Source organism: Bacillus sp. SRB_331, from assembly GCF_003264175.1.
In the GTDB taxonomy this organism is placed as follows: Bacteria; Bacillota; Bacilli; order Bacillales; family Bacillaceae_G; genus Bacillus_A; species Bacillus_A mycoides.
In genome coordinates, this window is the sequence record NZ_NADV01000077.1 from 25,112 (window position 1) to 46,325 (window position 21,214).

Genomic DNA, 21,214 nt, shown 5'->3' on the forward strand with positions numbered 1-21,214 from the left:
GTGTAACTGGTAAAGGGAAACATGTACAAGTTAATTCGGAAAGAATGATGCAAACGTCTAAATATGGGGATGGAGAATGAGTGAATTGGAAATTAGAGTGGAGCGTCTTAGGAAAGGAAAAATAGAGGATATTGTAGCATTATCTTCTCATATTGGCTGGGATTACAACAGAGAGGAAATTGAGACGATTTTGCATACGGGTATAGTATATGGTGTAGTAAATGAGAGGGAAGAGCTTATTGCTAGCGCAGCAATTATACTATACGGGGAGACATTAGCTTCAATTGGAATGGTAATTGTACATCCAGATTATAAAGGAAGAGGGATTGGAAAGATAATAACGGATTCATGTGTTAAAAGCGTATCAACTCAAACCCCAATTATGCTTATTGCCACGGATGAGGGGAAAATTTTATATGAAAAACTAGGATTCAGGGCTGTTAGTTATGTTTCTAAATACATATGTAACTCGTACAATGCGAATTACCATTGTGTAGGAAATGAAGAGTATATTGTGAATTATGAAGAACGTGATTTAGAAGATATAATACAAATAGATAAAGATGCATTTGGAACAAATAGAGAAGAGTTTTTAAAGTATCGAATTATACAAAGTGAACAATGTATTGTTACAAAGGATGCACAACAGAATGTATTAGGATACGGTATAAGTATACAAACGCCAGAAAATAAAATAATAGGACCAATTGTTGCTAAAAATGATAAGATGGCAATGAGAATGGTACATTATTTAGCAAAAGGGCATAATGGGAAATTAAGAATGGATGTACCAGAAGGAAAGAAAGATTTCATGAAAGAATTAGAGATTATCGGTTTTAAAAAGGTTAATACACCACCAATTATGATGAAAAATAGCGATAAATTATTAAAAAGGAATAATGAGCTATATAGTATTGCGGCACAAATTTTTGGATAAAAAAGAATCCTTCTGAATGAAGGATTCTTTTTCGTTAATCACGATATTGGTCGTGAGTTGGCTGAAAGAGATCTTCCTCGATATCTCTCACCATAGAAAAATGATCAACATTATAATGACCGTGTAGAGTTTTATTATGATGACCAATAATTTGCTCTGCAGACAATACGTCAGAATCAGTTGTGGAATGACCATTTTTAATTAATGTAACGTCAAATCCTTGTACAGTAGCTGTTCTAACTGCGGTGTCAATGCAATGTTCTGTTTTACATCCCCCTATAACAATATGATTAATTTTTTCTTCTTTTAAAAGTTCAAGTAAAGAAGTGCCATAGAATGAGTTTGTTGCTGCTTTATTAATAAGGATTGCAGACTGAGGTACTTTAATTTGATTATGTACTTCAAATCCTACACCACTACCAGAAGCAACATCGATATCTCTTACGAAAACAATAAGGGCATTTGAATCTATTGCTTTCTGTACGGCTGTATTTAGTGTAGATAATAGCTCGGTTTTACGAAAAACTTCATTTTCTTGTTCATTTCCATCAATTAATTCTTGCTGAGCATCGATAATTAATAGTGCTTGTTTCATTCGATATCCCCTTTAATATGAAATAAATTCCACTTTACATATTCTTTTATATTGTAAGGAACTCCTCTTTTTTCTAAGAAGTAGACGATAGATTTACAAAGTTGTCAAATAAATTTCATTCTCATAGAGTATAAAAACATGTATGATAAGAAGTGGAGAATTTTTGAGTAGGTGGGAATATCATGCAAACAGTAGAAGATTATCTTTCATTCTTACATACGAAAGGATTTAAATTATCAGAGGAAGCACAAGGATTTATTATGTTCGGACAAGGATATACTGGTGCATCTGATGGGATTGTGAACGTAGCAATAGAAGCGACGATTAAACATCAATTACAGTTTGATGGCAGTTATTTTGTTGCGTTATTAGAACGATTGAAAGAAGAAGAAATTACAGATAAAAAAAGCGCTAAGGCTTTTATGCGGAAGTTACAAGCGTAACTTCACGCAGCCTGCGCTTCTTTTTTTGTTTTGGAAGGTAATTCAACAAAAACCATACCTAGGAAAATACATAGACATCCAATAATGGCAGAAATAGAAAGCTGTTCATTTGCTACTAGAACACCTGTTAATGCTGCAAAAACAGGCTCCATTGCGAAGATTATTGCTACTCTCGTTGGAGAAGTGTGTTTTTGTGCAGAAGTTTGAATGAAAAAGGCAATTGATGTCGCAAATAGGGAAGTTAGAAATAGAGCGAATAAAAAGGATTGATTCGTCCATAGTGAAACTGAAAATAATTTTTCCCAATCTTCAAACAAAAAAGCGCAAATAGAAGAAAATATACCGACAGCTAATACTTGAGAGGTGCTTAGTAATAAAGGTGATATTTTCTTAGAAAAGAAACCGTTAACAAGAATATGGGCAGCAAAAGCAACTGCACAACCGAGAACGAGTATATCTCCAATGTTTAATTGAAAAGAATCACCAGCCGTTAATAAGTATAAACCTGCTGTTGCTACAGCAATGCCCATTACGATAAAAATGGTAGCTTTTTGTTTTAAAAAGATAAAAGACAAAATGGGTACCATAACGATACTAAGTCCTGTTAAGAAACCAGCTTTTGAAGAAGTTGTATAAAGTAAGCCGAATGTTTGTAATACATAGCCAACGCATAAAAAAAATCCAACGATTAATCCAGCGAGACTACTCTGTTTTATATCTTGTTTTGAAGATTTTTTTGAGAAAATCATTTGAACGAATAATAAAATAATTCCAGCGAATAAAAAGCGAATACCATTAAAAGTAAATGGACCAACGAAAGACATAGCATTTTGAACGACAACAAATGTAGCTCCCCAAATAAAAGAGACAAATAATAAAGCAAGAGGAGCAACCCAATCTTTTTTCACACTCATACCCCCGTTAATTTTGTAAGATAGCTTTTCTAGCTAATTCATCAGCAACTTTATTTTGACTACTTGGAGTCCACTTAATAAAAAAGAGATCGAAACTTTTTATGTACTGTAATGCTTCTTCTAATAGTGGTGCAAACATTTTATTTTTTGCGTATTCTTTTTCGACAGCTCGCTCGACAAGTTGCGAATCTGTACGAAAAGAGACAATGTTATAATTATGCTCCGTGCAATATTTTAATGCCGCAAGTAAGGCGTGGTATTCTGCTTCATGATTGGACATTGTCCCAAGGGGCAATGATAATTGTACAGCTGGTTGCACCCCTTTAATAAACACTCCAGCACCAGAAGGACCAGGATTTCCTTTTGATGCACCATCAATATATACTTCAATCAAAATGAGAAACCTCCAAATTATAAGATGATCCCCTACTTATATGTTTCTTTGAAGTAGGGGATAGAGTACTTTAGCCGATTGTAATACTATAACGACATGTAAATGTTTCATTCGCTTGTAAAGATTGAATTCCTTTTTTTTCCTTGAAATCTTTTGCCGGATTTACTTCATCAGCAATACCGTACCAAGGTTCAATACATAAGAAAGGTGCGTTTTCGCCTGGTGTCCATACGCCGACAAATGGGAATCCGTCAAATTCTACTTTTACAAATTTATTATGTTTATGAGAGCGAATAGAGATTTCATCCGTATTCATATTTTCAAAAATAAGCGCATCATTTTTGAATAAATCGTATGTAAGTGGTAATTCATTCGTATTTTCAGCAATTAATTGTTTTTTACTTGAAAGATAAGGTCCTTCTAATACGCTTGTTTCTAAGCGTTCAGAACCATTAAATGCTAAATGATAATCAGTAAATGATTCGCCCTCTAATAAGGGGAAGTTGAAACCAGGATGTGCTCCGATTGAGAAGAACATCTCTTTTGAAGCAGGATTATTTACTTCATATGTTACATGGACGATTTGTCCGTCTAGCTCATAAGAAACGAGTAATTCGAATTCGTATGGGTATTTTTTTAATGTTTCTTCATTACTAGTTACAATATAAGTGATTTTCGTTTCACTTTGTTCTTGTACAGAGAATGTAAGATCACGAGCAAAGCCATGTTGTGTTAAAGAATACGGTTTACCATCTACGTAGTATGTATTATCTACTAATCGGCCGACAATTGGGAATAAAATTGGTGCGCGGCGCCCCCAATAAGTAGAATCGCCTTGCCATAAGTATTCAGTGTTATCTTCTTTTAAGCGAACGCTTTGTAATTCTGCACCTTTGTCAGAAATGGAAACGATCACTTTTTCATTTTGAATTGTTGCTGTCATGAAGTGAAACCTCCTAAAACTTTCATATGTTTTATTATACGTTTTCTAAAAGAAAAAAGGTAGTTAATGATAGGAATCTATTGACGAGAGAGTGTCTATTGCGTAGAATATATTCTTGTTGCTTAAAAAACGAATAACGTGGTTCGAAACCATCCCACGTAAAAAAACTAAGGAGATTTTGTCATGAATATAAGGACATTAGTCGGTAATGGTATTTTAGCGGCATTATATATTGCTGTTTCTATGCTTATTCAGCCATTTGGCTTTACCAGTGTACAGTTTCGTATTTCAGAGATGTTTAATCATCTCGTTGTATTCAATAAGAAAGCAATTTACGGGATTGTATTAGGTGTATTTTTAACGAATCTCTTTTTCTCACCTATGATCGCTTATGATTTAGTATTTGGAGTAGGGCAATCCATTCTTGCATTACTTGCAACTATTATTTCTATGCGCTTCATTAAAGGTGTTTGGGCTCGTATGATTTTTAATACAGTTATTTTTACAGTCACAATGCTTATGATTGCAATTGAACTTCATCTTGCGTTTGATCTGCCATTTTTATTGACATGGCTAACTTGTGCAGTTGGTGAATTTGTTGTAATGGCAATTGGTATGCCTGTAATGTACTGGATTAATAAGCGAGTGCAATTTGAAAGATTTATGCAATAGATGAAAGAGCTGTCCTTACTTAGGATGGCTCTTTTTGTATGTGATTAAATTGTATATAATACTGTGACTCTTGGTCAACTATCCCCACTGTGATGAAACGTTTCAGTGGGGGCTTGAGTTAGAACTCTAGGTCTTTTCATCTATCGCTAGACAGTTTGACGCTCTAGAATTCATGCCACCTTACGGTAACACCCCAAGTAAGTTTTTGGTTGGTACTAGAAACGAACAATCGTTTCCCCACTTGCACCACCCTTTTGAAAAAGAGCAGTTCTTCCTTATGGAAGAAGCCACCACTCAGATGAATCCGGCGTGTGCTACAAGCCCCGACAAGTCGAGTACACATGGATGGTTGACACACCCACTAAGCTATGCCGAAGCAACAGCCTTACGTGTTTGCACTTCTAATAGAATCGGCGTTTTCACTTTAAGATTTTCATCCAATTCTACAACTCTTGATTTTTCCAATGTATTCAACGCGCCATTAATATCAGCATGGATACATGTTCCTGCTTTACTTTGGTACAGACCACGAGTGATTCGTTTGCCACTAAAGCGATAATGCGTCCTATCATCCTTAGACCAAACTGGAACCCTATCTTTATCAAGAAAACTAGCTTTTGAAGTATAGCTTTCTTCTTGTTTTAAAAATCGGATGCCTTCTTTTACACATTTATTCTCAATTGCTGCAATCAGTTTATGAAATGGAATTTGAACAAACTTTTGATTATTCTTTTTTCCCATATCAGATTTTTGTTTCCAACCAGTGTTATACCCTACGACAACCGTATCTATGTTGCATGCTTTCACTTTTTTGAACAACAAACCTACAGTTTGTGAAATGTAACCATTTATTTGTCTTTCTCGTTTATGCCAAAGTGCAGCCATTTTATTCGTTACAACACGTTTGGAAAGTCCATTTTCCACATTTTTCAGTTGGAGATTACGTATCATTTTGTTGAAGTACTGGTTAATGGATTTTAATTTTTTCCCATCAATTAAAAATGCATCACCTGTATTTGTTACGCAACTTAATAATCTATCTACACCTAAATCGCAACTCAAAGCGTTACTAGTAGTCGTGGATTGTTTCTTCATTTGAGAAACGTGCATCTCATATGTGTAATGCACCTCAAAGAACCGACCTTTTTGCTTCGGTACAATCTCAATGTAGGAGATTTTTTTATGTCTTAAGTTTTTTGGCATACGTATTTTAATGGAACCGAATTTTTTTCTGAATGCCACATTCATGGGAATCATCCAATACCCGTTATCATCCACTTTTGGAACTTGATAGATTTCAATAATTCGTTTATCAGTTGAACGAGAATAATTCGGAAACTTAGGACGACCTGTGAAGGTTTCAGGTTTTTTCTTCCATTGTTCCAGTGCTTTAAAAAAGCTCTTCACTTCTGTAAATAAGGTTCTACGAATCGCTTGAACAGAGTTTGATTGAATGCCCCAGTAGTTCATATCGGCTTGCATGGCGGTGTCCACTTCTTTTACAGTAGCCATTTTATTATGGGTCAAATAACTTTGTTTAATCGTGTACAATCCAACATTTCGTAACGCTTTTGAACTATGTGACATGCGTTGCAGTAAGCGGAATTCTTTTGCTGTGAGACAAGCTCGTCCGATATTCTGTTTCTGCGTGAATCGTTGCATGGTTTCTCTTTTCTTTTGTTTACGTAATACTTTCACTGCTTTCTTTCTAGCCATTGTTTTCACCACCTTTCTCAGAGAGTTCATGAAAATTATTGCTTTCCTTGTGAGTCAATGTACTTACGGATAGAATCTATAGGTACACCGCCCGTTGTTAAAAGACAATAACTTCGAGACCAAAACATTTCTTTCCATAGATCATGTTTTATCTTAGGAAAATCTCGTTTCAGGAAACGAGAACTAACACTTTTGTAACTGTTAATCGCTTTTGACAAAGCATTATTTGGAACGAAACGGAACAAAATATGAACATGATCTTCATCGTAATTCCTTTTGGCTCAAGTAACCAAATGATTATTATTATCCAATTTCGTTGTCTTACGATATATTCCCTCCTTATCTACGACAGATTATATCGTAAGACAAAAAGAAACAAATATTCGCCCTCAAAAAATTGTTATGAACGAAACAAAAGTGTTTGGTCTACCTTCTGACGGCAATTCATCTCCACCTGAATTGTTGGGTTTCACCCGTAACGCAAATCAGATGGAGTCTGCTTGCCGAAAGAGATAAAATAAAGTGAGGCTTTCATTAGCTGGCTACATATAAGAAGTCTTATAAAAGGGGAATCTAGTATGAAATATAAAATACATTGGTTGTATAAAACGAAGCGTGGTTTACAAACTGAATTAACAACAGATTATATGAACATAGAAGAAGTGCTTCAATTTGCGGAGGATTTTGAGAAAACAGGTAGGGTGAAAGAACTTTTATTTTTCGATGAAATGGACGCGGAATGGTCATTAAAAGAAATGAAAAAACTGAGTAAGCAAGTGGAGGAAGATCCGCAAGAAATTCAAGTTTATTTTGATGGTGGTTATGATGTACAGACGAAAGAAGCTGGGGTTGGTATATGTGTATACTATAAAAAAGGAAATACAAATTACCGAATTCGTCGCAATGCATACATAGAAGGCATATATGATAATAACGAAGCGGAGTATGCAGCATTATTATACGGGATGAATACACTCGAGGAATTAGGAATTAAATATGAAGCAGTTACACTTCGTGGAGATTCTCAAGTTGTACTGCAGCAATTAGCTGGTGAATGGCCTTGCTATGATGAACATTTAAATCATTACTTAGATCAAATTGAACAAAAAGCGAAGCAAATGAAATTAAAACTTATTTGTGAACCGATATCTAGAAAACAAAATAAAGAGGCACATCAATTAGCAGCGCAAGCATTAGAAGGGACGACAATTGATAGTCATAAAGAAATAACCGAATAGAGAGGTGCACACGTGAAGAAGAAGCAACTCATTACAGAGGTAAATGACTTATTAGAAACGTATTGCGGAGGGTGTTTCCTGCAGGAACATAATCGGAAAAATCATAGTAAATACTATGCCCATTCTTTTTGTATACGGCAATGTACGGTTGGAGAGAAGTTGAAAAAGTATGGGGAGCAATTGTCATAAAAAAACATCCAGAGAATTTTCTCTGGATGTTTTTTAGTGCTTCGCTTCATGTAATTGATGCTCGCATTTACTTAATTTTTTTTCTTCATTCATTAGAAATGGCTCATCTAAATCCGTTGCAACGGATTTCATGATTTCAAGCTGAGAACGAGCCGATTCTACTGCAGTAGTGGCATGCTCTAATGTGTCTGGATCCATTGAAATTGTTGCAGAACCTACCATTTTTTGTGCAGTTTCTACACGGAATTTTACTTCTTCAAAATCATTTACATGTGACCCCATTGTTATTGCCTCCTTTGTATTTTGCGCATTTCACATAGTTTTTGCTCTGGAAAACGGAAATATACAAAGGAATAACAAAGGAGGTTACCAAGTAAGGTAACCTCCTGTCATAAGTGGGATTAAAGTTTTGCCACGTTAGCAGCTTGAGGTCCACGGTTTCCTTCAGTAATGTCGAAAGATACTTCTTGACCTTCCTCTAAAGCTTTGTAGCCGTCGCTTTGAATAGCAGAGAAATGTACGAATACATCTTCAGAGCCTTCCATTTCGATAAATCCAAAACCTTTTTCATTGTTAAACCATTTTACTTTTCCTTGCATGTCACAATTCCTCCTAAAAACGATTCCTTTTTTCATTTAGTGAAATTCATTAAAAAATAATAAAAATAAAAAATGCTATATTCTCGAATATTCTGCTAAATGATTAATTTAAATATACATGAATTGGTAGAATTTAGTCAAGTAAGCGTTTTTAAAATTTTGTATTTTGAATTAATTTTTTCTTGAATTTTTAAAAAGGTATAGGACAAGCCGAGTATGTAATATTCTTAAGTGAATGCTGTACATAATGAGGTGAAAGAATGGATGAGTCTTATTTATTAGATAATGAAGGGATGAAAAATAGAGTCGACATACCGAATTGGGTTGCAAAAGAATTTCATGATTTTTCGAGTGTCGTGTTAGAACCAACCTTCCCGTGTTATTTCGGTTTAACAGCTTTGAAGAAGAATGAACTTCGTTATTCATTTCTCTCTCATAATGATTGGAGTCATTTGCCCAATACAATGTTAACTTTTTTGGAGCTAATGAAAGAGCGGCCGATTGTAAGAAGAGGATTTTTTCTTTTTGTGGAACCGGAATGTGAAGAAAAATCAATCGAATATTATCGAGATTATTTTTGGAAAGTACTACAATATTTGCATGAACAAGATAATCAATTATGGCCAAAGCAAATCCCGAAAAATCCAGACCATCATTTATGGGAATTTTCATTTGGTGGTGAACCAATATTTGCATTTGGGAATGCGCCAGCTTATAAACAGCGAAAGACTAGGCATTTAGGAAATTCTCTCGTTATTGGATTCCAGCCACGAACTATTTTCGATGGATTAGAAGGAGATCGTCCTAAGGGGTCGTATTCAAGACAAATGGTCCGTGAACGAGTTGAAAAGTGGGATCAGTTGCCGAAGCACCCTAACATTAGTCACTACGGCGATCCTAATCATCGTGAATGGAAACAATATTTCATAGGGGATGATATTGAGCCGATTAAAGGTAAATGTCCTTTTCATCATAGGGTAGAGAAATAAGAGCCATCAACTGGATGGCTCTTTTGCATATTTTGGATAAAAAAGGGTATTGTATTAGTGAATAATTTTTATGAAAGCTAGTCTATTTTCTTTATTTGCATCATTACTTAATAGTAAAAGAAGTAGAAAGGATAGAGTGATGTTTGGAGCAATTATACAACAAATAGTATTAGGTATTTCATTAGCTGCACCTGTAGGTCCGATTAATATTGAAATGTTAAAACGAGGAATTGAACGTGGATTTTGGCATGCGTGGATTGTTGGAATCGGAGGAATGACTGCTGATATTTTGTTTATGCTGCTTATTTATTTTGGTTTATCTTCTGTGTTTATGTATACATATGTACAAGCTTTTATGTATTGCGCTGGTTTTTTCTTGTTGTTTTATTTAGGGTTTCAAAGTGTAAAACAAGGAATTTCTCACTCTAATATGGAATATAAACAAGAAGAGATAGGTGGCCTTAAACAATCTTTTATGGCAGGATTTCTAATTGCGATATCCAATCCATTAAATCTCGTTTTTTGGTTTGGTATATATGGAAGTACACTTAGCTCGTTGCTTACAAAGGTAACAAAACAAGAAGCTTTTTTGTACAGTCTTTGTATTATTGTTGGTATTATTTTGTGGAATTTAAATATTGCTTTTTCTGTACATTTTGGAAGAACTTTATTAAAGAAAAAAGCACTTGGCTATATTACAGCCGGAGCAGGTATTATTTTAGTAGGATATTCTATCCAATTTGCATACAAAGCTTTACAGTTGTTCATATAAGATTGAAGGGGAGATTTTTATGTATCGAACCACTATTGACGGAAAAGAAATTATCATCACTTTAGCACCAAAAATCCGAAAAGAAATTACTGATAGGAATCCACTATATGAAGCGGTATTTAAAAATGCAGCAAGGTTACTGCAAACGAAACAACCAACGTTTGCGGTAAATCATGAAGTATTTGGTCTCATTATTGGAGAAGTACAAAGAGGAGAAGTAACAGTGTTTGCATTAGAACACATTATTCCGAAGCAAAATATATTTGGTCCGAACACTTTTTTCTCGACAATAGAACAGCAGGCAAATTTGTAAAGTGAATGGAATAAGAATGAAATGGAAAAAAATGGTCGTAACGATATGTTGCGGCTGTTTTTGTGGAAAAGGGGGAAGTAAGATGAAGAGAGTGGTGAAAGAGTTTTTTTTACAACATGATATTGTTATTATGTATAGTGTTCTATTAATTTTTATTATTATTTTAAAAATGCAATTTTTTACATGGATTGGTATGTTAGCGTGTATGTTTGGGATTGTTTTTTATACGTTTAACGAATATATGACACACCGTTTTTTATTCCATTTAAAGCCGCCTAAAAACGCATTTTTATTAAAAATGTTAAGAAGATTACATTATGATCATCACGTATATCCAGATGATTTAAAACTTTTATTTTTGCCTGTATGGTTTAGTATACCTAGCTTTACTATATATTTACTTATAACGTATGGTATTACAAAAAGTGTTACTGTTACACTTTCATTCGGAATCGGAATGATTATCATGCTCCTCGTTTATGAATGGAAACATTATATTGCACATAAACCGATTCGTCCCTTCACTAAGTTTGGAAGATGGCTAAAAAAACAGCACATATTACACCATTATAAAAATGAAAAGTTTTGGTTCGGAGTTTCAAATCCAGTATTCGATTTTATATTTAGAACACTTAAAGATGGAAAAGACGTTGAATTAAGTGAAACAGCTCGTAATTTAGAAAAGGAGACAAAGAAAGAAGTAGTGCGATAAGCACTACTTTTTTATTCTATTAATGGGAATAAAAGTTTAATCGAATCAATCAAATTTTATGTTAAAAAAGTATATTGAAAATTTAGGAGAAAATGACGAAAAATGTCTATCGAAAAATCTTTGCAGGAATGTACGGATTGTCTAAAATGAAAATAAGTTTCTGAATATTTATAAAATTTAGTCTTTATGTATGCAAGGTGAATTGTATTTTAAGTTAAGAGAGGGGACCAGAGAATGAAACGAGATGATACGTCAGCACGTAAGTTAAAAAATGAGGTGAATTATACAGAAGTTGTTCAGTCTGAAGAGTTTCAATTGTTATTAAATACGAAAAAGAAGTTTATCATTCCGATGAGTATTTTCTTTTTAAGTTTTTTTATAGCACTACCTATTTTAACATCGTATTCAAAGGTGCTTAATACACCGGTGTTTGGTGATGTGACATGGGCATGGGTATTTGCTTTTGCGCAATTTATTATGACATGGTCATTATGTATGATTTACAGCAAGAAAGCCGAATCCTTTGATGAAATTTCGCAAAAAATTCTGCAAGATATGCAAAAAGGGAGGGGCTGAATTTGAATACTACTGCGTTTGCACTATTTTTAATTATTGTTCTTGGTACGCTCGTCATAACCTATTTTGCATCAAAAAAAACGAAAAATGCGAGTGAATTTTATACGGCTGGAGGGGGATTAACTGGCTGGCAAAATGGTCTGGCTATTGCTGGGGATTACATGTCTGCTGCGTCATTTCTTGGTATAGCCGGAGCGATAGCGTTAACTGGGTTTGATGGGTTCTTTTATAGTATCGGCTTTTTAGTTGCTTATTTAGTTGTTCTATATCTTGTCGCAGAACCGCTTAGAAATTTAGGGAAGTACACGTTAGCAGATATGATTGCGGCACGTTTTGATGCGAAAAAAGTTCGTGGTATAGCAGCGCTTAATACGATGACGATTTCAATTTTTTATATGATTGCACAATTAGTTGGTGCGGGTGCACTTATTAAACTATTATTAGGTATTGAATATACAACATCTGTATTAATCGTAGGTACACTTATGACTGTGTATGTTATTTTTGGAGGAATGACAGCTACGAGCTGGGTTCAAATTGTAAAGGCTGTACTACTTATGGCAGGGACATTTATTATTTCTGTTATCGTTTTCTCCAAATTTAATTTCAGTGTGACTGAAATGTTCGCTCACATGAAAACAGCTACTCCATTAAAAGATTCGTTTTTAAATCCAGGAGTAAAGTATAAGGATGGTCTTGATACACTTTCTTTAAATTTAGGACTAGTCCTTGGTACAGCGGGATTACCACATATTCTTGTCCGCTTTTTTACAGTACGTGATGCAAAAACTGCACGTCAATCTGTTGTATATGCGACGTGGTTAATTGGCGCGTTTTATATTATGACAATTTTCTTAGGGTTTGGAGCAGCAGCGTTTGTAGGAAAGGAGGCGATTATTAAAGCAAACTCTGCTGGTAATATGGCAGCACCTTTATTAGCAAAAGCATTAGGCGGAGATTTCTTATTTGCTTTCGTATCAGCAATTGCTTTTGCAACTATTTTAGCTGTAGTAGCAGGACTTGTGTTAACAGCAGCATCAGCATTCGCGCATGATTTTTATAATGAGATTATCCGTAAAGGAAAATCAACGGAAAAAGAGCAAGTGTCAATGGCTCGTTATGCGTCTATTGGAGTAGCGATAGTATCTATTATACTTGCTTTATTTGCTCAAACATTAAACGTAGCATTTTTAGTATCACTAGCATTTGCGGTTGCAGCGAGTGCAAATTTACCGGTTATATTATTTACAATCTATTGGAAGCGTTTTAATACAACAGGAGCAATTTCTGGTATGATTGTTGGTCTTGTATCAGCGATTGTTCTTGTAGCGTTAAGTCCAAATGTTTGGAACCCAGTAGCTGGAAAAGCTATTTTTGTTGGAGAAGCGATATTCCCATATACGACACCTGGAATTATTTCGATCCCGCTCGGGTTTCTTGCAGCATATTTAGGAACTGTTTTCTCTAGTAAGAAAGAAGATGCAGCGAAATTTGATGAAATTCTTGTGAAATCTAATACTGGTCATGGTATTAGTGATGCATCTTCGCATTAAAAAAGAGGAGCTTTTCGAAATATAAGAAAAGCTCCTCTTTCTTTTGACATTTTCTTATAAATATTACTTTAATTTTGGTAGGATTTGTCTTGTGTTTGTGGAATGAAAATAGGCAGGGAGAAATTTAACTCATCATGGCACCAGCGCAGCTTTGTGAAAAATAAGTTGTTATGGAAGGTGGAAGAAATGATGAAGACAAAACAAACCGATGAATTATTAGCAAAAGATGAGCAATATGTGTGGCACGGAATGCGTCCCTTTAGTCCAAGTAGTACAATGGTAGGGGCAAAAGCAGAAGGGTGCTGGGTTGAAGATATACAAGGAAAAAGATACTTAGATGGTATGAGTGGTCTTTGGTGTGTAAATAGCGGATATGGAAGAAAAGAGCTTGCAGAGGCAGCTTATAAGCAATTGCAAACATTATCATATTTTCCGATGTCACAATCACATGAACCAGCAATTAAGCTCGCTGAAAAGTTAAACGAGTGGCTTGGTGGAGAGTATGTTATTTTCTTCTCTAATAGTGGATCAGAAGCGAATGAAACCGCTTTTAAAATAGCAAGACAATATTATGCTCAAAAAGGTGAACCGCATCGTTACAAATTTATGTCACGTTATCGTGGTTATCACGGAAACACAATGGCAACGATGGCGGCAACTGGCCAAGCACAACGTAGATACCAATATGAGCCATTTGCTTCAGGGTTTTTACATGTAACGCCTCCAGATTGTTACCGCATGCCAGAAATGGAATCACAAAATATTTATGATGTAGAATGCGTAAAAGAAGTAGATCGTGTTATGACATGGGAATTAAGTGAAACGATAGCAGCATTTATTATGGAGCCAATTATTACAGGCGGAGGTATTTTAATGCCACCACAAGACTATATGAAAGCAATTCACGAAACATGTCAAAAACACGGAGCACTACTTATAAGTGATGAAGTTATTTGTGGTTTCGGGCGTACAGGAAAAGCATTTGGGTTTATGAACTATGACGTTAAGCCTGATATCGTTACGATGGCAAAAGGTATTACGAGCGCATATTTACCATTATCAGCAACAGCTGTAAAAAAAGAAATTTATGAGGCATTTAAAGGAACAGGAGAATATGAATTCTTCCGCCATATTAATACATTTGGTGGAAATCCAGCGGCTTGTGCATTAGCGCTTAAAAACTTAGAGATTATGGAAAATGAAAATTTAATTGAGCGCTCTGCACAAATGGGTTCGCTTTTATTAAATCAATTAAAAGAAGAAATCGGAGAACATCCACTTGTTGGTAATATTAGAGGGAAAGGGCTATTAGTTGGAATCGAACTAGTAAATGATAAAGCGACGAAAGAACCAATTGATAATGACAAAATTGCAAGTGTTGTAAATGCTTGTAAAGAAAAAGGGCTTATTATTGGGCGTAACGGTATGACAACAGCAGGTTATAATAACGTTTTAACATTAGCACCGCCGCTTGTTATTTCAGGTGAAGAAATTGCTTTTATTGTCGGAACGTTGAAGACAGCGATGGAACGTATTTAATAAATAGAACGAGAGGAGCGAGCTGTAATATAAGGCTCGCTTTTGTTTACAAGGAGGAGCTTTTAATGGAGAAATATGATCCTAACAAACATTATCACATTGGTTATTATGAAGACGGATATGATTTAGAAGTGACAGCGTACAAAAGAATAAATGAGGCAGTTTGGGATGCATATATTCCACACTATGAGGTAGATGATTTTTACAAAAAAGTGGAGGAAATGAAGCTAGGTGAATATATAGATGATTATGGCATTAAGGTGTATTCATTTAGTAATGATATCGATGATGAAGAAGCGCGAACTATGTTTGAAAACTGGTTAAAAATGAATGGAATTGTTTAAAGATAAAATGAAAAAGGAGATTGCTATCTTATAAGAGAGCAATCTCCTTTTATTATATGAAACTTATTTACTTGCTTTCATTGCTTTATCTTTTGCACCAAAAGTGTATTTTAACATTGGTGGTGTAATCATCGTTGTTAAAATAACTACGATAACGATTGCTGTAAAGTAATCTTGTGCTAATAGGCCAGAAGAAAGTCCTGTTCCTGCGATGATAAGTGCAACTTCACCACGAGAAACCATACCAGCACCGATAATTGCAGAAGACTTTGCATCAAATCCAGTGATTCGTGCACCAAATCCACAACCGATTAGTTTTGTGAATACAGCGATAACTGTTAATGCTAAGATGAACCAAATTTGATCGCCAATACCGTCAAATGTAATATTCATACCGATACTAACAAAGAATACTGGAACGAACATAGCGTAAGCAATTGGTTCTACTTTCTTTTCTACTTCATGTTTGTAGTTCGTTTGAGAAATAGCGATACCAGCTGCGAAAGCACCGATAATACCAGCAATTCCTAATAGTTCGCCGAAGTATGCGAATGAGAAACAGATGATAAGCGCAGCACTAACGATAGACTCAGATACGCGAAGCGGTGATAACCAACGCATGATTGCTGGAACACCTTTCCAACCAATTAAAATGATAGAAGCAAAGAATACTACTTTCTTCAAGATAATCATTGTTAAGTTAACGTCATCTGTGCCTAAGAAGCTCATTGCAAATGCTAATAAAATAACAACAAGAATGTCATCAAATACAGCGGCTCCAAGCATCGTCGTACTTTCACGTGTTTTCATTTTACCTAAATCACGAAGTGTTTGAACGGAAATACTAACACTTGTTGCACATAGAAGTAATCCTAAAAAGACAGCATTCCCTTGTTCCATACCGACAACAAGACCGGCAACGTAACCACCTACGAATGGAAGAACGATACCTCCAAGTGCAACAGCTAAAGAAGAATTACGATTTGCGTTTAATTCTTCTAAGTCTGTTTCAAGTCCTGCCATAAACATTAAAAGAATAACTCCGACATTACTTAATTGTGTTAGAAGTTCTGAATTTTCAATCCATCCGAATATAGCTGGACCGATAACGATACCAACAATTAATTTACCGAGTACAGAAGGTTGACCTAATCTAACACTAAGGTCACCAGCGAGCTTTGTACTTAATAAAATAAGTGCAATCTGAAAGAAAAATTCGAATTCCATTTGATCCTCTCCTCATCATTTTTTATTTTTATCATACGATTTCTCGGAATTTGCCTAATGATAATATGTAAAGATCCATTAAACAAAGGGTCTGATTACGAGTTCTTTTGAACTTGTAATTTGAACCTGTAATTAATATATAATAAAATTTATTAAAAATCAATGAAAAAATAGCAGATTTTCATGAGAGGATTCGTTTTAGAAACGGGGGATATAGATATATAATAGGAAGTAATAAAGTTTACATATAATGAATGGAGAAAGAAAAATGTTATTAAATCAACGTTTTACAATTGGGGAAATGGCGAAAATGCATAATATAGCGGAATCTACATTACGTTATTATGATGAAAAAGGGATTTTTCATCCGTCAATTGTTGACCCTCAAACCAATTATCGTTATTACACAATTGATCAGTTTTCACTATTAGATACGATTAAATTTTTACGCCAATTGAACATCCCGTTAAAGGAAATAAAGAAATATATTGATGAACGAAATCCATCTTATGCGCTGAATTTACTTGAAAAACAACAAGAAATGATGCTGAAAAAACAAAGAGAAATCGAGTATGCTTTGGCAAAAATGGAACATAAAATCCATTTAATGAAGAAAGCGACGAAATCTGAAGCAAATCAAATTATTTATAAAAAGATACCGAAACGAAAAATTACAGCAATTGCAGTTGCACCAAATACAACGGATGATATGTTTGAATATTATATCCATTCGTTGCAAAAAAATATGAAGCAAATTGATAATAGTTTATTTTCAGGTGATATCGGTGTAACAGTTTCAAAAAAAGCATTAATGCAAAATGAGTTTCAAGCATATAACAGTGTGTTTATTTTATTGGATTACATGCCTTTTGAAGCGCATACTTCAGATGAAATAAAAGAAGGGATATTTGCCTGTTCTTATCACCATGGACCATATGAAGAAACAGACGCAACGTATACGGAATTATTAAAGCACATTGATAACGAAGGATATGAAGTGTGCGGAGATGCACTGGAACTTGCATTAATTGATTGGTCCGTAACAGAAAATCCGAAGGAGCAAGTAACGGAAATTCAAATACCTGTTGTTAAAAAATAGGCTTATATATTTTTCGATTCTCTATTGACCTTCAAGTAACTTGAAGGTTTAAACTGTGAACAGAGCATTGAAAAAGGAGCATTTATATGATGGAAACAACAGAAAAATTAAGAGAAAAACCAATTAAAAGTTTATTTATTACGTATTTAATACCAGCTGTTCTTGGGATGGTATTAATGTCGGTTAATATTGTGATTGATGCAGTCATGATTAGTAGAGGAGTTGGAGCGAACGGTTTAGCCGGAGTAAACGTAGCTATTCCAGCATTTTCAATTTTCTTCTCTATTTCATTATGGATTGGAATGGGCGGAGCAACGCTATATTCCATTGCACTAGGTGAAAATAAACTGGAAAGAGCAAGGTCTATCTTTACTCAATCTATGACAGTAGCAGTTGTTATCGTTGGCGTTTTAGCGGCTATTTGCTTATGGAGAATAGAAGATTTAGCATATTTATTTGGTGCGAATGAAGTGATTTTACCATACGCATTAGACTATTTACAGGTGTTATTAACATTTGGAATGATATACGTTTTAGAAAATATTTTAAGTACATTTATACGAAATGACGGAAATCCTAATTTAGCAATGGCAGGTCTTGTTGTAACGGCTGTATTAAATATAGTGTTCGACTATATTTTTATTTTCATCTTTGGATGGGGTGTAACTGGTGCTGCTTCAGCTACTATTCTTTCAGCGGCAATTGGTTTCCTTGTATTATTAACTCACTTCTTTAGAAAAAGTAGTATTTTAAAATGGACGAAATTCCATTTTGAATGGGATACGGTTAAACAAATTATGGTGATCGGTTTCCCAAGTTTTACAGCAGAAAGTACAGTTGCAATCGTAACGATCGGTTTTAACATTGCGTTCGTTCAATATGCAGGAGAACTAGGTGTAGCTTCTTATGCGATGGTGAATAGTATTCATGCAATGACATTGCTATTATTCTTCGGTGTTGGTGCAGCGTTACAACCAATCGCTAGTTTCCATTACGGTGCAAACTTATCAGAAAGATTGCGTGAAGGATTGCAGTTTGCTGTAAAAATTGCGCTTGTACTCGGAGGTATTGCAATTGTTGTCGGTTTATTCTTCGGGAAATATATTATAGGTTTATTTAATGTTCAATCGCCAGAACTACTGGAGTTAACGTTAACAGGTATTAGTTTATTCTTTATTCAATATGTATTTTTAGGCTATAACATTGTATATGGAGAGTACTTCCAATCAGTGCGACAAACGAAAAAATCAGTACTTATAATAATGAGCCGAGGTTTATTATTTGTTATCCCATTGTTTTGGATTATGCCAAAAGTATTTGGTATAAACGGAATTTGGCTCGTTATGCCAGTAGCGGAAGTATTGACAGCAATTATCGTATTTACGATGAATCGTATGAAACATCCTGTTCCGTTAAACATGGTGAGAGAGAAAAAAGCAATATAGTGAAGAAAATCCCCTTGAACAAGTAAGGGGATTTTTTTTCATTCTTTTAAACTAATCGCAAAAGATCCATCTGTCTCCTGCACAGAAGCGAAAGCCACATTTTTAATATTTGTAACGCCTTTCTCCATTAACTCTGCATGTAACCACTTTTCATTTTTATGGATTAATTTTAAGTTATCGTATTGAATTTGTGAATCAACGATAAGAGCAATTGGTAAGCCTGCATACTTAACATTTATATTCATATCTTTTGGAGTCAGAGGCACAAGTTCTCTTTTTGGTAAAATACTAATAGCTCCATTCGCTTCTAATATCGCATACTCGATTTCATGAACACTTGGATATCCTGCGACGCGAAGGTTAGAAAGCAATTCAGGGATCGGATATCTACTTTTTTGTAAGTTCTCAAAAATAATATCACCATGTTTAATTAAAATAATGGGGTGTCCGAGAATAAAACGATTTAGTTTGTTGAGTAGGCTTAATTTTGTAAGAAGCAAATGCAAACATGTAATAACGACCATACCGAGAAATGCTTGTAAAGCACCAGCGACTGGTATGGCTTGAAAAGCTAAATAAGATAAAAAGATAATAGCCCCAAAATCATGAGGAGTTAGTTGTGCTAATGCAGATTTACCAAGTAGCTTAAGTGATAGTAAAAATAAGATGAAAAAGAATGATACGTTACATAAAAAGAGAAGCAATAGGGACACTCCTTCGTGCGAAGTTGTACTTACTATTCCCGAAATTAATAGAAATATTACCTTTTGGAGGATAAATTAGGCTTAATTGGAATTCGTCTGTATACAAACGAATAAATGGATATTATGATAAAGGAAGTAAAGGGAATAGGGGTATATGGATATGAGAAAGAAGAAAATAATCAAGTATATTTTAGTTGTTATAATGATTTGCGCCGTATATGCGGGGTTTTTACAATATAACATTTATAAGCATGGGCATATGAATGCAATTGATGATGCGGATTATATAATTGTACTAGGATCGAAAGTAAATGGAACAAAACCTTCTTATTCATTGCAATATCGTATTGATAAAGCAGCTGAGTATTTAAAATTACATGATAAAACAATTGCTATTGTATCTGGAGGCCAAGGAAAAGGTGAAGATATTACAGAAGCATTAGCGATGAAACAAGGATTAATGAAACAAAATATTGCAGAAGACCGCATTATAATGGAAGATAAGTCGACGAGCACAGATGAAAATATTAAATTCTCAAAGCCGTTAATTCCAGCCAATATGAAAAAAGGTATGATCGTAACAAACGATTTCCATATGTTTAGAGCGAAAAAAATAGCTGCAAAACAAGGTTTGCAATTAGAAGGGCTTCCGGCCAAAACACCGAAGCCAATTATCATTCCATCGAATGTACGAGAATATTTAGCGATTACGCAATATTGGTTTATGAATCGAATATAGTTAAAGTAATCCCGCCCAAAATTTGAGGCGGGATTTATTTCGAGGAAAATCTTACAAAAATGTCATGTTCATGAAAGGTAAAGCGATAGTTTCTGGAAAGGTTTCCTGACATAATGAAGGTAATAAAAAACTTTAGAGGTGAATCGTATGAAAGGAAATAATATTTTATCCTCGCTATGTTATTTTAGTATCTTTTTTGCACCATTTTTACTACCAATTATCGTTTACTTCGTTGCGGAAGATGAAGTAAAATATCATGCGAAAAAAGCATTTTGGTCACATATTTTCCCATATGCAATTTTATTTGGAGGGTTAGCTTTATCAGGAGTATACGGTTTAAGTTTCAATCAGTCTGAGAGCGTTGGAATTGGGATGGTTATAACGTATGCAGTGTTTATTCTTGTAGGGATTTACTACTTCATTTGGAATATTGTTAAAGGTATTAAAGTATTGAAAGCAGCTTAACGTTGTCGTTATGTGTGTAAAGTCAATATAATTTCATTTACCATATTAATATGTATTTAAAAAAGAGCAACTCACAATGAACTGTACCCCGAATCAT

The 21,214-nt window shown here is 34.6% G+C and carries 26 protein-coding genes, 1 pseudogene and 1 riboswitch; of the genes and pseudogenes, 17 read left to right on the plus strand and 10 right to left on the minus strand.

The features are described 5' to 3' along the window. Positions 1-76 precede the first annotated feature (76 nt). Positions 77-937: a GNAT family N-acetyltransferase gene (locus B5P42_RS30615; RefSeq protein ID WP_044438083.1), complete on the plus strand. Its 861-nt coding sequence runs from the start codon at positions 77-79 to the stop codon at positions 935-937. A 34-nt stretch (positions 938-971) separates the two neighbouring features. On the opposite strand, the gene B5P42_RS30620 is transcribed toward B5P42_RS30615, so the two are convergent. Next, positions 972-1,532 (minus strand): cysteine hydrolase family protein, encoded by a 561-nt coding sequence (locus tag B5P42_RS30620; protein ID WP_002064579.1) that lies wholly within the window; start codon positions 1,530-1,532, stop codon positions 972-974. A gap of 182 nt (positions 1,533-1,714) precedes the next feature. Here B5P42_RS30620 and B5P42_RS30625 point away from each other — a divergent pair, with 182 nt between their 5' ends. Further along, a complete protein-coding gene (locus B5P42_RS30625) occupies positions 1,715-1,975 on the plus strand; it encodes a DUF6123 family protein (RefSeq protein WP_001195213.1) in 261 nt (86 codons plus the stop codon). A 2-nt stretch (positions 1,976-1,977) separates the two neighbouring features. On the opposite strand, the gene B5P42_RS30630 is transcribed toward B5P42_RS30625, so the two are convergent. The 3 genes from B5P42_RS30630 to B5P42_RS30640 form a co-directional block, all read right to left on the minus strand. Continuing rightward, positions 1,978-2,883 carry a DMT family transporter gene (locus tag B5P42_RS30630; RefSeq protein ID WP_113736011.1) on the minus strand — a complete coding sequence of 302 codons (906 nt, stop codon included), beginning with the start codon at positions 2,881-2,883 and terminating at the stop codon, positions 1,978-1,980. 13 nt (positions 2,884-2,896) lie between these two features. After that, positions 2,897-3,283, minus strand: coding sequence for a reverse transcriptase-like protein (locus B5P42_RS30635; protein ID WP_113736012.1), 387 nt, complete (start codon positions 3,281-3,283; stop codon positions 2,897-2,899). Between the two features lie 70 nt (positions 3,284-3,353). Then, positions 3,354-4,226: an aldose 1-epimerase family protein gene (locus tag B5P42_RS30640; RefSeq protein WP_002141077.1), complete on the minus strand. Its 873-nt coding sequence runs from the start codon at positions 4,224-4,226 to the stop codon at positions 3,354-3,356. 132 nt (positions 4,227-4,358) lie between these two features. Beyond that, a riboswitch (PreQ1 riboswitch) is annotated at positions 4,359-4,403 on the plus strand. 6 nt (positions 4,404-4,409) lie between these two features. Between B5P42_RS30640 and B5P42_RS30645 the strand changes: the two genes are divergently transcribed. Further along, positions 4,410-4,898: a QueT transporter family protein gene (locus B5P42_RS30645; protein ID WP_113736013.1), complete on the plus strand. Its 489-nt coding sequence runs from the start codon at positions 4,410-4,412 to the stop codon at positions 4,896-4,898. Between the two features lie 366 nt (positions 4,899-5,264). Here B5P42_RS30645 and B5P42_RS30655 read toward each other — a convergent pair whose 3' ends face one another. Both B5P42_RS30655 and tnpA read right to left on the minus strand, forming a co-directional pair. After that, positions 5,265-6,614: an RNA-guided endonuclease TnpB family protein gene (locus tag B5P42_RS30655; RefSeq protein WP_113736014.1), complete on the minus strand. Its 1,350-nt coding sequence runs from the start codon at positions 6,612-6,614 to the stop codon at positions 5,265-5,267. A gap of 35 nt (positions 6,615-6,649) precedes the next feature. After that, positions 6,650-6,886, minus strand: a pseudogene (tnpA, locus tag B5P42_RS30660) (IS200/IS605 family transposase); the annotation flags it as partial. Between the two features lie 306 nt (positions 6,887-7,192). On the opposite strand from tnpA, the gene B5P42_RS30670 reads away from it, so the two are divergent. Beyond that, positions 7,193-7,852, plus strand: coding sequence for a ribonuclease H family protein (locus B5P42_RS30670; protein ID WP_002126525.1), 660 nt, complete (start codon positions 7,193-7,195; stop codon positions 7,850-7,852). 12 nt (positions 7,853-7,864) lie between these two features. Next, positions 7,865-8,041: a zinc-finger domain-containing protein gene (locus B5P42_RS30675; protein WP_002011906.1), complete on the plus strand. Its 177-nt coding sequence runs from the start codon at positions 7,865-7,867 to the stop codon at positions 8,039-8,041. A 33-nt stretch (positions 8,042-8,074) separates the two neighbouring features. On the opposite strand, the gene B5P42_RS30680 is transcribed toward B5P42_RS30675, so the two are convergent. Then, positions 8,075-8,323: a DUF2564 family protein gene (locus tag B5P42_RS30680; protein ID WP_002011905.1), complete on the minus strand. Its 249-nt coding sequence runs from the start codon at positions 8,321-8,323 to the stop codon at positions 8,075-8,077. 119 nt (positions 8,324-8,442) lie between these two features. Then, on the minus strand, positions 8,443-8,640 hold the full coding sequence (gene cspB / locus B5P42_RS30685; RefSeq protein WP_002011904.1) for a cold shock-like protein CspB: 198 nt from the start codon (positions 8,638-8,640) through the stop codon (positions 8,443-8,445). 260 nt (positions 8,641-8,900) lie between these two features. Between cspB and B5P42_RS30690 the strand changes: the two genes are divergently transcribed. The 8 genes from B5P42_RS30690 to B5P42_RS30725 all read left to right on the plus strand — a co-directional run bounded on the left by B5P42_RS30690 (position 8,901) and on the right by B5P42_RS30725 (position 15,438). Further along, the gene (locus B5P42_RS30690) at positions 8,901-9,629 is read left to right on the plus strand and encodes a YqcI/YcgG family protein (RefSeq protein WP_002030884.1); all 729 of its coding nucleotides are present in this window, start codon (positions 8,901-8,903) and stop codon (positions 9,627-9,629) included. 139 nt (positions 9,630-9,768) lie between these two features. Then, complete coding sequence (locus B5P42_RS30695; protein ID WP_113736018.1) at positions 9,769-10,401, plus strand: LysE family transporter; 633 nt, start codon at positions 9,769-9,771, stop codon at positions 10,399-10,401. A 19-nt stretch (positions 10,402-10,420) separates the two neighbouring features. After that, positions 10,421-10,714, plus strand: a complete 294-nt coding sequence (locus tag B5P42_RS30700) for a cytoplasmic protein (protein WP_113736015.1) — start codon at positions 10,421-10,423, stop codon at positions 10,712-10,714. A gap of 82 nt (positions 10,715-10,796) precedes the next feature. Then, positions 10,797-11,426 (plus strand): sterol desaturase family protein, encoded by a 630-nt coding sequence (locus tag B5P42_RS30705; RefSeq protein ID WP_002126527.1) that lies wholly within the window; start codon positions 10,797-10,799, stop codon positions 11,424-11,426. 234 nt (positions 11,427-11,660) lie between these two features. Then, positions 11,661-12,002, plus strand: coding sequence for a DUF485 domain-containing protein (locus B5P42_RS30710; RefSeq protein ID WP_113736016.1), 342 nt, complete (start codon positions 11,661-11,663; stop codon positions 12,000-12,002). 2 nt (positions 12,003-12,004) lie between these two features. After that, positions 12,005-13,555, plus strand: a complete 1,551-nt coding sequence (locus tag B5P42_RS30715; protein WP_220089411.1) for a solute symporter family protein — start codon at positions 12,005-12,007, stop codon at positions 13,553-13,555. 189 nt (positions 13,556-13,744) lie between these two features. Beyond that, positions 13,745-15,094: an aspartate aminotransferase family protein gene (locus B5P42_RS30720; protein WP_044438088.1), complete on the plus strand. Its 1,350-nt coding sequence runs from the start codon at positions 13,745-13,747 to the stop codon at positions 15,092-15,094. A 65-nt stretch (positions 15,095-15,159) separates the two neighbouring features. Next, positions 15,160-15,438, plus strand: a complete 279-nt coding sequence (locus B5P42_RS30725) for a DUF3986 family protein (RefSeq protein ID WP_044438089.1) — start codon at positions 15,160-15,162, stop codon at positions 15,436-15,438. Between the two features lie 63 nt (positions 15,439-15,501). On the opposite strand, the gene B5P42_RS30730 is transcribed toward B5P42_RS30725, so the two are convergent. Next, on the minus strand, positions 15,502-16,665 hold the full coding sequence (locus tag B5P42_RS30730; RefSeq protein WP_002011888.1) for a cation:proton antiporter: 1,164 nt from the start codon (positions 16,663-16,665) through the stop codon (positions 15,502-15,504). Positions 16,666-16,933: 268 nt separating this feature from the next. On the opposite strand from B5P42_RS30730, the gene B5P42_RS30735 reads away from it, so the two are divergent. Next, on the plus strand, positions 16,934-17,764 hold the full coding sequence (locus tag B5P42_RS30735) for a MerR family transcriptional regulator (RefSeq protein ID WP_002086530.1): 831 nt from the start codon (positions 16,934-16,936) through the stop codon (positions 17,762-17,764). An 89-nt stretch (positions 17,765-17,853) separates the two neighbouring features. Next, positions 17,854-19,209 (plus strand): MATE family efflux transporter, encoded by a 1,356-nt coding sequence (locus tag B5P42_RS30740; RefSeq protein ID WP_113736019.1) that lies wholly within the window; start codon positions 17,854-17,856, stop codon positions 19,207-19,209. 38 nt (positions 19,210-19,247) lie between these two features. Here B5P42_RS30740 and B5P42_RS30745 read toward each other — a convergent pair whose 3' ends face one another. After that, positions 19,248-19,913, minus strand: coding sequence for a DUF421 domain-containing protein (locus B5P42_RS30745; protein WP_002011883.1), 666 nt, complete (start codon positions 19,911-19,913; stop codon positions 19,248-19,250). Positions 19,914-20,115: 202 nt separating this feature from the next. Between B5P42_RS30745 and B5P42_RS30750 the strand changes: the two genes are divergently transcribed. Continuing rightward, positions 20,116-20,652 carry a YdcF family protein gene (locus B5P42_RS30750; RefSeq protein WP_306475273.1) on the plus strand — a complete coding sequence of 179 codons (537 nt, stop codon included), beginning with the start codon at positions 20,116-20,118 and terminating at the stop codon, positions 20,650-20,652. 147 nt (positions 20,653-20,799) lie between these two features. Beyond that, positions 20,800-21,117, plus strand: coding sequence for a magnetosome magnetite crystal formation protein family (locus tag B5P42_RS30755; protein ID WP_002158508.1), 318 nt, complete (start codon positions 20,800-20,802; stop codon positions 21,115-21,117). Positions 21,118-21,214: the final 97 nt, after the last annotated feature.

Excerpts from the sequence above, each read along its gene's own strand:
- B5P42_RS30615 (WP_044438083.1), top strand. The coding sequence starts at position 77 with ATGAGTGAATTGGAAATTAGAGTGGAGCGTCTTAGGAAAGGAAAAATA.
- B5P42_RS30620 (WP_002064579.1), bottom strand. The coding sequence starts at position 1,532 with ATGAAACAAGCACTATTAATTATCGATGCTCAGCAAGAATTAATTGAT.
- B5P42_RS30625 (WP_001195213.1), top strand. The coding sequence starts at position 1,715 with ATGCAAACAGTAGAAGATTATCTTTCATTCTTACATACGAAAGGATTT.
- B5P42_RS30640 (WP_002141077.1), bottom strand. The coding sequence starts at position 4,226 with ATGACAGCAACAATTCAAAATGAAAAAGTGATCGTTTCCATTTCTGAC.
- B5P42_RS30645 (WP_113736013.1), top strand. The coding sequence starts at position 4,410 with ATGAATATAAGGACATTAGTCGGTAATGGTATTTTAGCGGCATTATAT.
- B5P42_RS30655 (WP_113736014.1), bottom strand. The coding sequence starts at position 6,614 with ATGGCTAGAAAGAAAGCAGTGAAAGTATTACGTAAACAAAAGAAAAGA.
- B5P42_RS30670 (WP_002126525.1), top strand. The coding sequence starts at position 7,193 with ATGAAATATAAAATACATTGGTTGTATAAAACGAAGCGTGGTTTACAA.
- B5P42_RS30680 (WP_002011905.1), bottom strand. The coding sequence starts at position 8,323 with ATGGGGTCACATGTAAATGATTTTGAAGAAGTAAAATTCCGTGTAGAA.
- cspB (WP_002011904.1), bottom strand. The coding sequence starts at position 8,640 with ATGCAAGGAAAAGTAAAATGGTTTAACAATGAAAAAGGTTTTGGATTT.
- B5P42_RS30690 (WP_002030884.1), top strand. The coding sequence starts at position 8,901 with ATGGATGAGTCTTATTTATTAGATAATGAAGGGATGAAAAATAGAGTC.
- B5P42_RS30695 (WP_113736018.1), top strand. The coding sequence starts at position 9,769 with ATGTTTGGAGCAATTATACAACAAATAGTATTAGGTATTTCATTAGCT.
- B5P42_RS30700 (WP_113736015.1), top strand. The coding sequence starts at position 10,421 with ATGTATCGAACCACTATTGACGGAAAAGAAATTATCATCACTTTAGCA.
- B5P42_RS30705 (WP_002126527.1), top strand. The coding sequence starts at position 10,797 with ATGAAGAGAGTGGTGAAAGAGTTTTTTTTACAACATGATATTGTTATT.
- B5P42_RS30710 (WP_113736016.1), top strand. The coding sequence starts at position 11,661 with ATGAAACGAGATGATACGTCAGCACGTAAGTTAAAAAATGAGGTGAAT.
- B5P42_RS30720 (WP_044438088.1), top strand. The coding sequence starts at position 13,745 with ATGAAGACAAAACAAACCGATGAATTATTAGCAAAAGATGAGCAATAT.
- B5P42_RS30725 (WP_044438089.1), top strand. The coding sequence starts at position 15,160 with ATGGAGAAATATGATCCTAACAAACATTATCACATTGGTTATTATGAA.
- B5P42_RS30730 (WP_002011888.1), bottom strand. The coding sequence starts at position 16,665 with ATGGAATTCGAATTTTTCTTTCAGATTGCACTTATTTTATTAAGTACA.
- B5P42_RS30735 (WP_002086530.1), top strand. The coding sequence starts at position 16,934 with ATGTTATTAAATCAACGTTTTACAATTGGGGAAATGGCGAAAATGCAT.
- B5P42_RS30740 (WP_113736019.1), top strand. The coding sequence starts at position 17,854 with ATGGAAACAACAGAAAAATTAAGAGAAAAACCAATTAAAAGTTTATTT.
- B5P42_RS30750 (WP_306475273.1), top strand. The coding sequence starts at position 20,116 with ATGATTTGCGCCGTATATGCGGGGTTTTTACAATATAACATTTATAAG.
- B5P42_RS30755 (WP_002158508.1), top strand. The coding sequence starts at position 20,800 with ATGAAAGGAAATAATATTTTATCCTCGCTATGTTATTTTAGTATCTTT.